At 71.5% G+C, this 14,744-nt stretch carries 13 protein-coding genes; 7 read left to right on the forward strand and 6 right to left on the reverse strand.

All coding sequences use genetic code 11. The annotated features are described in order from the left end of the window. Nucleotides 1-56: 56 nt before the first annotated feature. On the reverse strand, nt 57-3,281 hold the full coding sequence (locus ASG74_RS17035) for a phosphatidylglycerol lysyltransferase domain-containing protein (protein ID WP_082569840.1): 3,225 nt from the start codon (nt 3,279-3,281) through the stop codon (nt 57-59). Nucleotides 3,282-3,387: 106 nt separating this feature from the next. Between ASG74_RS17035 and ASG74_RS15800 the strand changes: the two genes are divergently transcribed. From ASG74_RS15800 to ASG74_RS15810, 3 genes are all read left to right on the forward strand, one after another. Continuing rightward, nucleotides 3,388-4,278 (forward strand): hypothetical protein, encoded by an 891-nt coding sequence (locus tag ASG74_RS15800; protein ID WP_056145850.1) that lies wholly within the window; start codon nt 3,388-3,390, stop codon nt 4,276-4,278. Between the two features lie 74 nt (nt 4,279-4,352). Beyond that, entirely contained in the window at nt 4,353-5,444 is a 1,092-nt protein-coding gene (locus ASG74_RS15805; protein ID WP_056145853.1) for an alpha/beta hydrolase, read from the forward strand. 41 nt (nt 5,445-5,485) lie between these two features. Beyond that, on the forward strand, nt 5,486-6,328 hold the full coding sequence (locus ASG74_RS15810; protein ID WP_156465444.1) for an SGNH/GDSL hydrolase family protein: 843 nt from the start codon (nt 5,486-5,488) through the stop codon (nt 6,326-6,328). A gap of 32 nt (nt 6,329-6,360) precedes the next feature. On the opposite strand, the gene ASG74_RS15815 is transcribed toward ASG74_RS15810, so the two are convergent. Continuing rightward, entirely contained in the window at nt 6,361-6,942 is a 582-nt protein-coding gene (locus tag ASG74_RS15815; protein ID WP_056146031.1) for a L,D-transpeptidase family protein, read from the reverse strand. A gap of 556 nt (nt 6,943-7,498) precedes the next feature. Here ASG74_RS15815 and ASG74_RS15820 point away from each other — a divergent pair. Continuing rightward, nucleotides 7,499-8,356, forward strand: a complete 858-nt coding sequence (locus tag ASG74_RS15820) for an alpha/beta hydrolase family protein (RefSeq protein WP_056145859.1) — start codon at nt 7,499-7,501, stop codon at nt 8,354-8,356. Here the strand turns inward: ASG74_RS15820 and ASG74_RS15825 are convergent. From ASG74_RS15825 to ASG74_RS15835, 3 genes are read right to left on the reverse strand one after another with little or no spacing between them, the layout of a single operon-like run. Next, nucleotides 8,343-9,434, reverse strand: a complete 1,092-nt coding sequence (locus ASG74_RS15825; protein ID WP_156465445.1) for an SLC13 family permease — start codon at nt 9,432-9,434, stop codon at nt 8,343-8,345. The two genes, ASG74_RS15820 and ASG74_RS15825, sit on opposite strands and share 14 nt — an antisense overlap. Continuing rightward, a complete protein-coding gene (gene lhgO / locus ASG74_RS15830; RefSeq protein ID WP_056145862.1) occupies nt 9,431-10,663 on the reverse strand; it encodes an L-2-hydroxyglutarate oxidase in 1,233 nt (410 codons plus the stop codon). Before lhgO ends, ASG74_RS15825 begins: the two co-directional genes overlap by 4 nt. After that, nucleotides 10,660-11,085 (reverse strand): MerR family transcriptional regulator, encoded by a 426-nt coding sequence (locus ASG74_RS15835; protein WP_056145865.1) that lies wholly within the window; start codon nt 11,083-11,085, stop codon nt 10,660-10,662. Before ASG74_RS15835 ends, lhgO begins: the two co-directional genes overlap by 4 nt. 72 nt (nt 11,086-11,157) lie before the next feature. On the opposite strand from ASG74_RS15835, the gene ASG74_RS15840 reads away from it, so the two are divergent. After that, a complete protein-coding gene (locus ASG74_RS15840; RefSeq protein ID WP_082569843.1) occupies nt 11,158-12,261 on the forward strand; it encodes a DNA polymerase IV in 1,104 nt (367 codons plus the stop codon). On the opposite strand, the gene ASG74_RS15845 is transcribed toward ASG74_RS15840, so the two are convergent. Next, nucleotides 12,258-12,539: an antitoxin gene (locus tag ASG74_RS15845; protein WP_082569850.1), complete on the reverse strand. Its 282-nt coding sequence runs from the start codon at nt 12,537-12,539 to the stop codon at nt 12,258-12,260. The two genes, ASG74_RS15840 and ASG74_RS15845, sit on opposite strands and share 4 nt — an antisense overlap. Before the next feature lie 99 nt (nt 12,540-12,638). Between ASG74_RS15845 and ASG74_RS15850 the strand changes: the two genes are divergently transcribed. Continuing rightward, the gene (locus tag ASG74_RS15850) at nt 12,639-13,562 is read left to right on the forward strand and encodes an NAD(P)/FAD-dependent oxidoreductase (protein WP_056145869.1); all 924 of its coding nucleotides are present in this window, start codon (nt 12,639-12,641) and stop codon (nt 13,560-13,562) included. 129 nt (nt 13,563-13,691) lie between these two features. After that, the gene (locus ASG74_RS15855) at nt 13,692-14,711 is read left to right on the forward strand and encodes an NADP-dependent oxidoreductase (RefSeq protein ID WP_056145872.1); all 1,020 of its coding nucleotides are present in this window, start codon (nt 13,692-13,694) and stop codon (nt 14,709-14,711) included. Nucleotides 14,712-14,744 lie beyond the last annotated feature (33 nt).

Raw genomic sequence — 14,744 nt, forward strand, 5'->3', positions numbered from 1 at the left:
CGCGCCGAGATTCCGGCGAGTGGAGCGGAACGCGGCGGTGCCAGACGGACTGTCCGTCAGCGGCGCGAGCGCGGCGTCGGAGGTGGAGGAGCGTGCTCACCCGCTGCGGGAGCCACACCGCGGTCCACGTCTTGTTCCTCCTCACCCGCGACGGGTTCACGGAGCCACCGCAGACCCGGTCGGGGCAGAGCGAGGAACGCTTCGGCCTCCAGTGCGGCGACCGCGATCCGGGGCAGGTCCCTCCCGCTGGGGAAGCAGACGTAGCGGGGGTACCAGTTCGGCGCGAACTTGGCATTGAAGTGGTAGAGCGAGTCGATCTGCCACCAGCGCGAGGCCCACACCAAGAGCCTGCTCCACACCCGGGTGACGGGACCCGCGCCGAGGCGCTCACCGCGTTCGAGGGTGGACCGGAAGACCGCGAAGTTCAGTGAGACCCGGGTGACGCCCAGCCCGGGTGCGGCCGCGACGAGCTCGGTGATGAGGAACTCGTTGGTGCCGTTGTCGGCCTCACGGTCGCGGGTCATCAGGTCCAGGGACAGACCATCGGCGCCCCACGGCACGAAGTTGAGGACCCCCACCACGCGCCCTGCCACGTGGGCGCTCACGACGACGCACTCGTCGTCCTCGCGCTGTGCGAACCGTGAGAGCGCCATGGAGAAGCCACGCTCCCTGCCCGCCCCACGCCACCCAGCGACGGCGCTGCTCAGCTGGGCGAGCTCGTCGTCGGGGATCTCGGCCATCCGTCGCACCCGGACGTGGTAGCCGGCGCGGACGGCGCGGCCGGCGGCCTGGCGCACGTTGCGCATGGCGCGACCCTGCAGGCTGAACCGGCCGACGTCGAGCACCGCCTCGTCACCGAGCTCGAGGACGTCCAGGCCAGCACGTCGCCATGCCTTGCCACCGGCCTCGCTGCAGCCCAGCACCGCCGGGACCCAGGCATGGGTGCGGGCACGCTCGAGGAAGACCTCCAGCGCCCCCGGCCAGGCTTCGGGGTCCCCGATGGGGTCACCGCTTGCCAGGGCGACGCCACCGATCACCCGGTAGGCCACCACCGCCTTGCCGCTCGGTGACCAGGCGAGGACCTTGTCGTGGCGCAGGGCGAAGTAGCCGAGGGAGTCGCGATGCCCCTGCATGGCCAACAGGGCTCGGAGTCGCTGCTGGTCCTCGTCGCTCGATGCCGCGGAGGAGTCCGGTGGACGCAGCACGAGGTACGTCGTGATGAAGGCGATGAGGAGACCAAAGGCGATGAGGGTGAACGACACGACGTCGTCGGCCCGATCGGTGAGGAACGGGACCGGCCCCGTCACGCCGACCAGCCCCAGCACCACGTGCTGCACCTGCTCGACCCAGGACGGGTGCCCGACGACCTCGTGACGGTAGAGGCGGATGAGCAGCATTCCCGAGGCGAGGGCCACCGCGAGCAGCACGAGGAACACCCGGCCGGCCCGGCGCTTGGTGGCGGGGTCGCCCAGGGCGTAGAACTCCCGGCGGGCGAGCACCAGCACGCCGAGGACGACGACCGCCACGATGGCATGCAGGATTCGCCTGTCGAACACCTGGATCGCGAACAGCAGGGCCGTCGCACCGACGGCCACGCGCCAGGCCCTCGCCTTGCGCCGCCGGAGGCCGTGAGCCAGGTAGACGAGAAGGAGGCCGAGGGCCGCCGTGGCTGCGGTGGCCGCCGCGGAGGCGGGCTCGGGCACGACGAGCGCGATCTCGTCGAGTCGCTCCCGGCTCCGTGGTACCAGCGCGCTCACCAGCGTGGCGACCCCGAAGGCCAGCAGAAGCCAACCGAGCGCGGAGGGCGCGAACCGACCCGGTGAGCTCCAGCGGGCGGTGGGGGCCGGCGACTTCGCACCCGCGTCCGGAACCCTTCGCGGAGACACTGCACGTGGGGAGACCGGGGCCTGTTCCGAGCTGTTCGCAGCAGGGGTGACGAGAGGGGTCACTGCGGGATCGCTGCCCGGGACTGCGCGCGCGGCTTCGCCCGGCGGGCCCTCGGGCCAGGCCGCGACCACGCTGACGGTGTGCTGGGGCGGCCTGTGGCCGATGGTGACGAGGCGCTCCAGCCGGTTCGCCCCGGGGAGGGGGGAACGGCCGAGTACGAGCCGGACCTGGAGTCGCTGCGCCACCACGCACTCGACCCAGCACACCTGATGGGACCTCAGGTAGGCCGGTGGGAGACCGAACCTGGCCCGGACGGCCTCGACCACGGCGGTTCCGGACCCGGTGTTCGCGTAGAAACCGGCGCGCACCGAGTGCAGCTCGGCACGGTGAGTGTGGCCGGTGATCATGCCGGAGTAGCCGGCGTCCACGAGCTCGAGGGCGCGCTGCCGGGCCGCGACGTTCTGCCCGCTGCCCCGCTCCCCGAGACCCAGACTGCTCAGCGTGCGCCAGGTCCGACGCAGCACGTAGCTCACCACGACGACCACCAGCACCAGGTCGAGGAGCGCGCCCACCGCGACGGACTGGGCGCGGTGGGACCAGGCGGTGGCCGTCGGATTCCCGGAGAGGAGCTCGACCAGCTCCGGCGTGCGCAGGGCCAGGATCGCCAGCGGTATGAGCAGCCACCACAGATGGCGACCCATCCTGCGGTAGGTCAGTCGTGACGCGACGTAGGAGGGGAAGCCACTGGCGTCGGCCAGCTCGTGGGTGTCCCTGAGCCACGTCGCTCCCACCGCCTCCACCTGCGGCAGCACCTGCCGGACGACGTGGTGGCCCAGCGGTGAGTCGAGGGCGTTGCGCTGGTCGACGAAGCTGTTCAACGGGTCCAGCTGGTGACCGTGCTCCACCCACACCCGATGAGGTGGAGCCTGAGGGGAGCCCTCGAAGAGGATCTCCGCTGCGAGGCCCAGCCTCACCTCCAGGCGAGCCAGGACCTGCGTCACGGCGTCCTGGTCCCAGGCCAGGTCACCGTCATGGTTGCCGACCACGTAGACCACCTGTCCACCAGCAGCCACGACGGCAGCCAAGGCGTCGACGAAGCGGGGGTGGGCGTCGAGGACCTGCGCCGGTCCGGACTCAGGGAAGCCGAGGAGCTCGAGGATGTCCCCCGCGAGCACCACGGTGTGCACCGGGTCCGCGGCCAGCCGCTCGATGATGGCATCCGTTGTGCGAGAGGAGATCTCGGTCGCGCGGGGGGCGAGGTGGAGGTCGCTCACGGCCACGAGGACCGCGCCCGCCGGGACCACGACGTTGAGGATGTCCGGGCAGGTCTTCGAGGAGATCTCGGAGTCGTCCATCCCGGCGGCCCGGTCAGACCTCCCGCCGCCGAAACCCATCGATACCTCCGTGCGCGCGGTGAGCGGGACGTGCAACCGGGTCCCGTCACGTCACAGTACCGAACGCAGACGGGAGCACGGCGTTGCCTGCTGAGAGGATCGGGCGGTGGTCCTCAGCCTTCTCGGCGCTTTCTCAGGAGCGCTCTTCTACGGTGCCGCGACCGTGCTCCAAGCGGTCGGCATGCGCCGTCTTGCAGCCGTGCCGCCGGCCAGTCGCCTGGCACACCGGCTCTGGTCTGCGCGCCTGTTCGGCGTCGGAATGCTCCTCGATGGCGCGGGCTTCTTGGCCTCGGTGGTGGCGTTGAGGACGTTGCCGCTGTTCCTGGTGCAGTCAGTGGTCGCCTCGAGCGTCGCAGTGACCGTCGTGCTCGCCATCCTCTTCCTCGGGGTCCGCGTGAGGACTGGTGAGCTCGTGGCCCTGGTCGCGATCGGGGTCGGGCTCGTGGCGCTGGCGGCAAGCGCCTCACCGAGTGAGGCAGGGACCCTGACCCGACCCCAGACCTGGCTGTTGCTGGCCGGAGTCCTTCCTCTCGCTCTCCTCGCGGCGGGCGGAGCAGTCCGTGCCGGCGAGGCCGAGGCGGCAAGCCCTTGGACGGGTTTCCGGATCCGTTTCCCCCGCCGCCGCCCCTCGCTGGTCCTCCTGTCGGTGGGGGCTGGGCTGGGTTTCGGCGGAGTCGGCCTGGCGGCGCGAGTTCTGGTCATCCCGCACCCCTGGTGGTCGGGTACTCGTGACCCCGTTCTCTGGGCCCTGGTCGGATACTCGGTCGTGGGCTTCGCCTGCTACGCACTCGCGCTCACCGCCGGACCGGTGACCGTGGTGGCGGCCGTGACCTTCGGCGTGGAGACAGTGGTCCCGGCGGGCATCGGCCTCGCCTTCCTCGGCGACAGCGTCCGCGCCGGCGGCGCAGTCCTCGCCCTCCTCGGCTTCGTGTCCACCGTCGGCGGCTGTCTGGCCCTGGCGAGGCGCGCCGAGATCGCCGACCCGCCGCTCACCTGAGCCGCGGCTGAACGCCGTGTGACACGCGTTTCCTTGAGGACCTACTGTCCAAGAACAGGACTCAGGAGGGTGCCGTGCTCGATCTCACCTCGCAGCCGCTGCTGGTCCTCAGCGTCCTCCTCACGGGTGCGACTGCCGTGACCGCCGTGGTGGTCCGGTTTCGGGGCGGCCCAGACCGTCGCGCTGCAGAGCTTGCGGCTCGAGGCGGTCTCGTCGTGGCCGCGCAGGTGCTGGCGGTCTTCACGGTCTTCCTTGTCGTCAACAACCAGTACGGCTTCTATGACACCTGGGCTGACCTCCTCGGCCAGACATCGCAGGCGGCGCCGATCGTGGCCGGCGGAGCATCGGGCACCGCCCACTTCGTGCAGGGCCCCCGTCTTGGCGGACACGGCTCGGGGACGCGTCACGTCATGACTGTCGGGGTGGCGGGTTCGAGAAGTCGGCTCGACACCCTCGTGTGGCTCCCACCCCAGTACAGCGAGCATCGGTACGCGGCCACGAGGTTCCCGGTCGTCATGTTCCTTCCCGGGCAGCCGAGCGCGCCGAAGAGGGTGTTCCAGCAGTACGACTTCGGGGCAGTCGCCAGCCGCGCCATCGCCGCCGGCAGCGTCAAGCCGTTCGTCGCGGTCTTCCCTCCGCTGATGATCGACCCGCCGCGCGACACCGAGTGCACCGACGTCCCCGGTGGCCCGCAGGCCCTGAGCTGGCTGACCAAGGACGTCCCCTCCGCCCTCACGCGGCACTTCCGGGTGTCCCCTCCGGGGTCCGAGTGGTCAGTGATGGGCTGGAGCACGGGAGGGTTCTGCGCTGCCAAGGTCCTGCTCAGTCGACCGACGGAGTTCCATGCGGGAGTCTCCTTCGGCGGCTACTTCGACGCGATCACCGACGACACGACGGGCGACCTCTTCCATGGCAGCAGAACTGCTCGCGAGCAGAACTCCCCTCAGTGGCTCTACGGGCGGCACGGGCTCGGTGGCGCTCGACTGCTCGTGGTCGTGGGCAAGCAGGACCGCGAGGCGTGGTCCGCATCGACTCCGCTGCTGGCGCTGGGCGGATCTGACCAGAACCTCAGCCGCATCACCTTCCCGCAGGGCGGCCACAACTACAAGAACTATCGCGCCTACCTCCTTCCCGCCCTGCGCTGGCTCAACCAGTCCGGCATCTAGTGCCAGCTCGCTGGAGCGCGAGAGTGGTCCTTCTCGCCGCCATGGCTGCGACCGTCGTAGTGCTGGGGTTGCTCGGCTTGCTCGGCTTGCTCGGCTTGCTCGGCTTGCCCGGGTTGCCCGGCTTGCCCGGGGCACACACGCACACGGCCGACCCGCCTCACCGGCCATCCCCCACCTCCACCCAACCCACCCCTGGTGCACGCGCCCCGACGACCAGGGTGGTGGGGATCGGTGACTCCGTGATGTCCGGTACGGCCTGCGACTGCGAGGGGATCCCCGCCGACTATGCGCGCGCGCTCGCTGCGCGTTCGGGAGGGCGGGTCTCTGCCGTGAACCTCGGGCAGCCCGGGTCCACCGCGGAATCGACCGAGGGCGACCTCAGGGCGAGCGTCATCGACCGGGACGTGGTCGCCTCGGCCGACGTGCTGCTGGTCATCGTCGGCGCCAACGACCTCGGGCCCGCGGACGACCGGTATGAAGCCGGGGGCTGTGACCCAGCCTGTTACGGGCCCTTGGTCTCGGTGATGGGGGAGCACCTCGAGACCCTCCTGCGAGATGTGCGGCAGCTGGCCGGTCCGCACGCACAGGTCCTCGTCGGGACCTACTGGAACGTCTCCCCGGACGGGGAACCCTCGATCGTGCCGGGTGGGGCGGCCGAGCTCGCCTGGAGCAGGGCCCTGACGGTGGACACCAACGAGACCATCTGCCGGGCAGCCGAGTTCTCGTCGACCCGCTGCGTCGACCTCGCAGCTCCCTTCGTCGGGGCTGGAGGAGCCGGGCCGTTGCTGGACGACGACGGCGACCACCCGAACGCCGCCGGGGTCGACGCGATCGTCGGCCGCCTCATCGGGGCCACCGATGTGCGGGCACTCGGCCGCGGGTGACCGGCACGGGCTCCGCCTCCTCGATGCGTGGCTCAGCGCACGAGGACGGTCGAGCCCTTGGGCATGAGGTCGCGCGCCCAGATCATGTCCATCGCCGCGTTGCTCACCCGGGCGCAGCCGTGCGAGGCCGGGTACGCGGGGATCGACGGTGAGCCGTGGACGGCATACCCGCCGTTGAAGTATCGGGGCCGCCACATGTCACCGAGGAAGCCCTGGTCCTCGCCGTCGACAACGTAGTAGACCGAGAAGGTGCCCTTGGGGGTCTGCGCGATGGCGGTGTCGCCGTCCTTCTGCTTGTACTCGTACCCCCCGCCGGTGCTGGTGTTGAGCACGTGCTGGACGCGGCCGTCGCGCACGATCATGAGGATCTGGCGGCCGAGGTCGATGTCGATGCCACTGCCGCTCAGGCGGGTCTGTGGCCGGACGCCGTTGGTGAGCGCTTGCTGGGTCGCCGGACCCACCGCGCCGTCGCGGGAGAGACCGGCGGACTTCTGGAGTGCCCAGACGGCCTGGACGGTGAGGAAGCCGAAGTCGCCGTCGGGCTGGCCGAGCCAGTAGCCGAGCTCGGACAGGCGGTTCTGGAGGGCGAGGACCTTGGGGCCGTGGTCGCCCATGCGGAGGTCCGTGCGCGGGGCAACCGTCGGGGTGGGCTCCGGCTGGGGCTTGTCCGGGGTCGCCGTGGCCGTCGGTGTCGCGCTCCGCGTGGGGGTTCGCGTGGCGGTTGGCCCGGGCGCCGGGGTCGTCGGCTTCGGTGTGGACGTCGAGCGGGTCTTGGTGGGCCTCGGCTTCGCCGGCGCGCTGGCCCGTGGGGATGCGCTCGGTGTCGTGGTGAGGGTCGCGGTCGGCGCAGTGGACGGAGACGTCGTCGCGGGCGTGGGGGTGGTGGCCTCGTCAACCGTCGGTGGGGCCGTCGTGGCCATGGCCGCCGACTGGGCCGTGGGCTGCGGGCCGGCCACGGGACCGTCAGCAGGGAGTGCGCCACAGGCTCCGAGGGCTGCGGCGACGACTGCCCCGGCTGGCGCCGTTGCCATGGCCCGTCGGATGTTGTCTCGCACTGTCGTCCCCTGTCCTCGTGGCCGATCCTGCACGGGGGCGCCGCGTGAGGGAAGGGCGCCACGGGGCGCGTGTCCAATTCGTGACCGCTGAGAGGCACTGGCCTACGGTTCTCGCGTGGATCACGTGAGCGACCTGGACCTGCCCGGTGGGGGCCACACGTCGGTCGTCGGGGTCGACGGCGGAGGTGTCGGTGACCCCGTGGCCATCCTGCTCCCCGCTCTGGGGGTGGGCGCCGGCTACTACGGCCCCTTCGCCGCGGCGCTGGCCCGAGAGGGGGTCGCGACCCTGGTGGCCGACTTCCCGGGCCAAGGTGCCAGCCGTCCGCTGGCCAGCCGGCGCAACGACTTCGGGTATGCCGCGGTGTCCGATCACGTCGTCGCTGCCACCGTCGCTGTGGCGCAGGCCCGGTATGCCCGGCGTCCGCTGGCGTTCGTCGGCCACTCCTTCGGTGGCCAGGTCGCGATGATCCACCTCGCGGCCCACCCCTTGAGGGTCAGCGCCCTCGTGCTCATCGGCTCGGGGTCTCCCTACTGGCGCGGGTTCCCGCGTCGGTTCAGGCTCCTCGCCCAGACGCAGCTCCTCGGTGCGGTCGCGGCCCTGAGTGGCCACTGGCCGGGTGACCGGCTGGGCTTCGGCGGGCGCCAGCCCCGACGGCTGATGCGTGAGTGGGCCCGCTTTGCCCGACGTGGCGACCTCGTCCTCGGGAGCGGCCCCGCAGCAGTGGAACCGCACTTCGCCGGCATCGACCTGCCCGTCCTCGCCGTCACCCTCGACAACGACCCGCTCGCACCGCAGGGCTCGGTCGACAACCTCGTCGGCAAGCTCGCTCGCGCCCGCGTGGAGCACCGGTTCGTCTCACGCGGCGCCGGTGAGGAGGGCCCGGCGTTCGACCACTTCGTCTGGGCCCGCCACCCGGGCAGCTTCGCCGCCGAGGTCGCCGCCTGGCTGCGGCAGGCCGTCACGCCAGGCTGAGCGCGAGGAGGGCAGCGGACACGGCGGCCACAGCGCACACCAGACTGCGGACGGCATACGGCCAGGCGTCGACCCGGACTCCGGCGCGTCGACACCGGTCCCGCCAGAGCAGGGTCGCGAGCGAGCCCCACACGGTGACGACCGACCCTGCGTTGACGCCGACGAGCAGGGCCATCAGCCGTTGTGGTGAGCCGTCCGACACCGGTTCGAGCGCGAGGTAGGCCGGCAGGTTGTTGACCACGTTGGCGCTCACGGCACCGACGGCGCCTACGCGCCACAGGTCGTTGTCACCGGCCGGTCCAACGAGGTCGGTCAGCACCGGTTCGAGCCCGTGCCGCATCGCGATGTCCACGGCGACGAAGAGAGCGCAGACCGCGAGCACCATGAGCCACGGGACCCGGATCGTCCACACCCGGGCGCGCCAGCGCCACGCCAGGGTCCCGACGAGGAGCACCGCGGCGATGGCCGCGGGGACCGCCGGGGCGACTCCACTGACGAACGCCGGGCCAAGGGCGACACACACGGCACCGCCCACCCAGAGCAGGACGCGGTCGCGGGGGGCCGCGGGCGGGTCCTGGGTGTAGCGGGTCATCAGCTCACGGCGGTGGAGCAGGAACAGCACGACGACCGTCGCGATGATCGCGGCCAGCGCCGGTCGCCAGGCGAGAGCGATGTACTCGTGCGTTCCGACTCCCAGGGCCGAGAACCGGTGCAGCGCGATGAGGTTGGAGAGGTTGGACACCGGCAGCAGCAGGGACGCGGTGTTGGCCAGCCAGACCGTCGTCAGGGCGAAGGGCATCGCGGCCACCCCGAGCTGGCGGGTCAGGGCGAGAACCACCGGGGTGAGCAGCACAGCGGTCGTGTCGATGCTCAGGACCACCGTGCAGGCCGTGGCCAGCACGACGACGAGGATCCACAGGAGCCACGTGCGGTGCCGGCCGGCGTGCGCTGTCCAGTGCGCCGCGACGTCGAAGACCCCTGCAACCTCGGCCACCTCCGCCACGACGGTCATGGCCACGAGGAAGACCATGACCGGACCAATCCGGGCCGCGAGGTCGGCGAGCTCCTGCCAGGTCACCCGGCGACGGCCGCGAGGTCGAGGACGTGAGCCGCGATGGGGAAGGCGGACGTCGCCGCGGGCGACGGCGCATTGCAGACGTGCACGGTGCGGTCGGTCCGGCGGATGAGGAAGTCGTGGACGAGCGTCCCGTCCCGCAGCACCGCCTGCGCGCGGATGCCGGCCGGCTCGGGCAGGAGGTCATCGAGCGTGAGCTCGGGGCAGTAGCGCCGGACCAGCTCGAGGTAGGCGCGGCGGCGCCAGGAGCTCCGCTGCTCGGCCAGCCCGGTGCGCCAGTGGGCTCGGGCGACCTGCCACGTCCCGGGGAAGCGGGCGACGTCGGCGAGGTCGCGCAGGTCGACGGAGCCCTTGCCATAACCCTCCCGGCTGAAGCCGAGGACGGCGTTGGGCCCGACCGTGATGCCCCCGTCGATGGTGCGGGTGAGGTGGACGCCGAGGAAGGGCAGGTCCGGGTCGGGCACGGGATAGATGAGCGCCTCGATGAGCCCGTTGCGTGAGGTGGGCAGGCGGTGGTACTCGCCACGGAACGGCACGATCGAGAAGGTGTCGGCTCCGTGGTTGAGTCCCGACATCGCCGCGAGTCGGTCCGCCTGCAGGCCACCGCAGACGATGACGTGCCTCGCGGACTCCACTGTGTCCCAGCCCTTTTCGCCGGAACGACCGCGCAGGGTGAGCGTCACCGAGCCGGACGACTCGTCGATGGCCGCGACCTCGGTGGACGTGCGCACCACCCCACCGGCGGCCGAGATGTCGTCGGCGAGCGCACGGCATACGGCGGGGTAGTCCGTGATCCCCGTGGCGTGCACGCGCAGCGCCGCGAGACCCACGATGTGGGGCTCCTGCTCGCGCAGCTCCCCGGCACTGAGGGGGGTCACGGCGAGGCCGTTGGCCCGCGCGCGCTCGGTCAGGGCAGACAGCCGCGAGACCTCGACGGGTGTCGTGGCGACGACGAGCTTGCCCGTGTTCGTGAAGGCGATGCCCTTCTCGGTGCAGAACTCGCGCGTGCGGGCAGCGCCCTCGGTGCAGAAGCGGGCCTTGAGGCTGCCGGGTTCGTAGTAGACGCCCGCGTGGATGACGCCGCTGTTGTGACCGCTCTGGTGCTGCCCGACCGCCGACTCCTTCTCGACGACGAGGACGTCCGCGCCCGGTCGCCGGCGGAGGAGCTCGGCCGCAGTGGCCAGACCCACGATCCCGCCGCCGACGACGGTGAGGTCGCGCACGGTGCTCATGAGGCCGTGGGCACGAAGTGGGCCCGGCCGTCGATGACGTCCTGCACGGCAGCGACGAAGCGCGGGCAGGCGGTGATGTCGTGGGCTCGGCACCGCAGGGCGTGCTCGGTCATCTCGCGCGACCGCTCGAGGGCGAGCATCCGCCCCTCGAGGTCACGCAGGTGTCCTTCGAGCACCTCGTGCCGGTCCTGGGCCTCAGCGTCGAGCAGGACCCGGATCTGCTCGAGGGTCATGCCCGCCAGCTTGTTGCGCTGGATGACCGCGATGCGCACGAGCTCGTCCTGGCCGTAGCGCCGGTAGCCGGACGCGTCCCGTCGTGGCTGCAGGAGCCCGATGGACTCCCAGTGCCGCAGCACGTGCGTGGGCAGCTCGAACCGGCTCGCGAGGTCGCTGATGGACCAGTTCTCGTCCGTGTCACCCACGCCGCCACCTCCTTCACGTCCACCTGAAGGTACTCCTCCTGCCGACCCCGTCCGCACGGCACACTGGGTCGCATGGCTCGCTGGGTGCTCCATGTCGACCTCGACCAGTTCCTCGCCGCGGTCGAGATCCTGCGCCACCCGGAGCTGGCGGGACTGCCGCTCGTCGTGGGCGGGCGCGGCGACCCCACCGAGCGTGCGGTCGTGTCGACGGCGTCCTACGAGGCGCGTGCCTTCGGCGTGCGCTCGGGCATGCCGCTCAAGCTCGCTGTGCGCAAGATCCCCGACGCCGTGTTCCTGCCCGTCGACGCTCCCACCTACGACGCGGCCTCGGCCGTCGTCATGGAGGCACTGCGCGCCCATCCCGGCGCAGTGGTGCAGGTCCTGGGTTGGGACGAGGCCTTCGTCGGTATCGAGACTCCGGGCTCGGATGTGGCCGAGGCCGTCGCCCACGCCGACGCCATCCGGGCAGAGGTCCTCGAGGCCTCGTCGCTGCACTGCTCCGTGGGGGTCGGTGACACGACGGTGCGCGCCAAGATCGCCACCGACTTCGGCAAGCCGCAGGGCACCTTCGTCCTGACCCGCGACAACTGGTTCGACATCATGGGGGAGCGCCCGACGACGGCGCTCTGGGGAGTCGGCAACCGGATCGCCGCGCGCCTTGCCGCACACGGCTACGAGACGGTGCAACAGCTCGCCAACGCCTCGGACGACGTCCTCACCGCGGAGTTCGGGCCGCGCATGGGGCCGCACTACGGTCGACTGGGCCGTGGGCTGGGTCCCACCGTCATCGACGACACACCCTGGGTTGCACGGGCCCACGGCCGTGAGACCACCTACCAGGCCGACCTCGTCGAGGACGAGGAGATCGAGGCCGCGCTGCGGACGCTCGCCGCGCAGGTCGTCGATGACATCGAACGGGAGGGGCGCGCCTGCGCGCGGGTGCATCTCAAGGTGCGTTTCGCGCCCTTCTTCACCACGACCCGCATCCGCACGCTGCCCGAGCCGACCTTCGACCCCGAGGTCGTCGCCGCGACAGCGATCGAGCTGCTGCGCGGCCTCGACGACCGCCGGCCCATCCGCCTCCTGGGCGTGCGGGCCGAGATGGTGCCGCCGGAGGGTGGCTACGAGCAGCCGCGCACCACGGGCCGGGGTGGACCGGCCGCGGCTCCGCCCTAGGCCGTGTGGTTCGGGTCGACCGGCTCGCTGGGGGTGGTGGGCTGCGTGGTCGGCCCGGTGCTGGTGCCGCCGACCTGGGGGCCCGTGCCGATGACGGTGCTGCGAGCCTTGGACGCGACGCCGTTGATCTGGCGTGAGTACTTGCCCTTCGTCCGCTTGTCGGCGAACTCGGCGGCCTTGCCGAGATAGCGGTCCGCCTTCTCCGGGTTCTCGCGGACGTAGCTCTGCGCGGCCTTCGCGGCCGTGGCGAGGACCGCCAGCTTCTTGAGACTGGGCATGTCGTGCTCCTTGCGTCGGGGGTCGTCAGGATCTCCACCGTAAACCGCGCGGAGCCCCGGGGTTGCCTTCAGGTCGACCTGAAGGTTGACGATCGGGTCATGAGGACCTCCCAGCGCACCGAACTCCGCTCCCACACCGACATCGCGATTCTCGGCGGGGGCCCGGCGGGGCTCCAGGCCGCCCTCACCGCTGGGCGGGTCGGTCGACAGGCCACGCTCTTCGACGACGGCACCTACCGCAACGCCACCGTGAGCCACATGCACAACGTCGTGACGCACGACGGCACACCACCCGCTCAGTTCCGGGCGGCCGCACGAGCCGAGCTCACGGCATACGACACCGTCTGCGTTCGCGAGGAGCGCGTCGAGACGATCGAGCGTGACGGTGAGGACTTCCGGCTCACCCTGGCCAGTGGTGACGTCCTTTCGGCGTATGCCGTCGTGCTCGCCACCGGTGTCCGCGACGAGCTGCCGCCCATCCCCGGGCTGCAGGACGTCTGGGGCGACCTCGCCGCGCAGTGCCCGTTCTGCCACGCGTTCGAGTTCAAGGGCACGCGGATCGGGATCATCGGCGCTAGCGCCGCAGGGCACTACACGGCGTTGATGGGGCCGATCGCGGGCGGGTTCGTCGTCTTCGCAGAGGGCCAGGAGCTGGGCGAGGGAGTCAGCGTCGACGCGCCGGTACTCACCGCCCGCATGACCTCCGTCGAGCGCACCGGCGACGGGCTGCGCGTCAGCCTCGACGACGGCACGACGCAGGACGTCGCGGTGCTGTTCGTCGTGCCGACGCTGCACCAGTCCGCACCCTTTGCCGAGCAGCTGGGTCTCGAGCTCAACCCGTCGGGGTGCGTGCGGATCGACGAGTTCGCTCGCACGAGCGTGCCCGGGGTGACGGCGGGCGGTGACCTCGCGCACCTGGCAGCCTTCCCGATGCCCATGGCGACGGTCCTCATGGCCGCCGGCGGCGGCCAGCTGGCCGGCCACTCCGCGATCGCCCGGTTGCTTGCCCGCGGCCTGCGCTGACCGGCAGCTCGAGCAGGGCGCGCCGGGCCTCGTCGCTGGCCCGGCCTTCCCGGCCGATCGTTCGCACCGCCGGGGGAGCATGGTGGTGCGGGTACCGATTCCCTGCCCCACCTCGAGGAGACGCCGTCCATGCCTGCAGCACTTCCCACGTCCAGCCGTGAGTGGCACCTCGTCGCCCGCCCCCAGGGCTGGCCCACACCGGACGACTTCGCTCTGCGGAAGGCGGCGGTGACGGCTCCGGAGCAGGGCCGGGTGCTCGTGCGCAACGTGCACTTCTCGGTCGACCCCTACATGCGCGGCCGGATGAACGACGTGAAGTCCTACAGCCCCCCGTTCCGCCTCGATCATCCGATGGAGGGCGGGGCCGTGGGGGAGGTCATTGCGTCCGCCGCCGACGGCATCGAGGTCGGTGACCATGTCCTGCACAACCTCGGCTGGCGCGAGTACGCCGACCTCGACGCCTCCGCCGTGGTGCCCGTCGACCCCTCTCTCGCCCCTCTCTCGGCCTACCTCGGGGTGCTCGGGATGACGGGCCTCACGGCCTACGCAGGCCTGCTCGAGGTGGCGTCGTTGGCGCCCGGTGACGTCGTCTTCGTCTCCGGAGCAGCGGGCGCGGTCGGCAGCCAGGTGGGCCAGATCGCGAGACTGAAGGGCGCCTCGCGGGTCATCGGCTCGGCGGGGTCCGACGAGAAGGTCCGCCTGCTCGTCGAGGAGTACGGGTTCGACGCGGCGTTCAACTACAAGGACGCGCCGGTCGCGGGGCAGCTGCGCCAGGCCGCGCCCGACGGCATCGACGTCTACTTCGACAACGTGGGCGGCGAGCACCTCGAGGCCGCGATCTCGTCGCTCAGGGTGCACGGCCGCGTCGCGGTCTGCGGGATGATCGCGCAGTACAACGCGACCGAGCCCACCCCGGCCCCGCGCAACCTCGCCCTCGTCATCGGCAAGCGCCTGCGCCTGCAGGGGATGCTCGTCGGGGACCACGCCTCCCTTCAGCCGCAGTTTCTCGAGGAGGTCGCTGACTGGCTGGCCTCGGGCGAGCTCCAGTACTCGGAGACAGCGGTCGAGGGCATCGAGAACGGCGTGGAGGCGTTCCTGGGGCTCCTGCGCGGGGAGAACACCGGGAAGATGATCGTCTCGCTGGGCTGACACCCGGCGACACCGGTCACGTTCGACTGCGAC

This window comes from Knoellia sp. Soil729 (assembly GCF_001427985.1).
Classification (GTDB): Bacteria; Actinomycetota; Actinomycetes; order Actinomycetales; family Dermatophilaceae; genus Knoellia.

Bases quoted from the DNA above. Each gene is read 5' to 3' on its own strand.
- ASG74_RS17035 (WP_082569840.1), bottom strand. From the start codon at position 3,281: ATGGGTTTCGGCGGCGGGAGGTCTGACCGGGCCGCCGGGATGGACGAC.
- ASG74_RS15810 (WP_156465444.1), top strand. From the start codon at position 5,486: ATGGCTGCGACCGTCGTAGTGCTGGGGTTGCTCGGCTTGCTCGGCTTG.
- ASG74_RS15815 (WP_056146031.1), bottom strand. From the start codon at position 6,942: ATGGGCGACCACGGCCCCAAGGTCCTCGCCCTCCAGAACCGCCTGTCC.
- lhgO (WP_056145862.1), bottom strand. From the start codon at position 10,663: ATGAGCACCGTGCGCGACCTCACCGTCGTCGGCGGCGGGATCGTGGGT.
- ASG74_RS15840 (WP_082569843.1), top strand. From the start codon at position 11,158: ATGGCTCGCTGGGTGCTCCATGTCGACCTCGACCAGTTCCTCGCCGCG.
- ASG74_RS15845 (WP_082569850.1), bottom strand. From the start codon at position 12,539: ATGCCCAGTCTCAAGAAGCTGGCGGTCCTCGCCACGGCCGCGAAGGCC.
- ASG74_RS15850 (WP_056145869.1), top strand. From the start codon at position 12,639: ATGAGGACCTCCCAGCGCACCGAACTCCGCTCCCACACCGACATCGCG.
- ASG74_RS15855 (WP_056145872.1), top strand. From the start codon at position 13,692: ATGCCTGCAGCACTTCCCACGTCCAGCCGTGAGTGGCACCTCGTCGCC.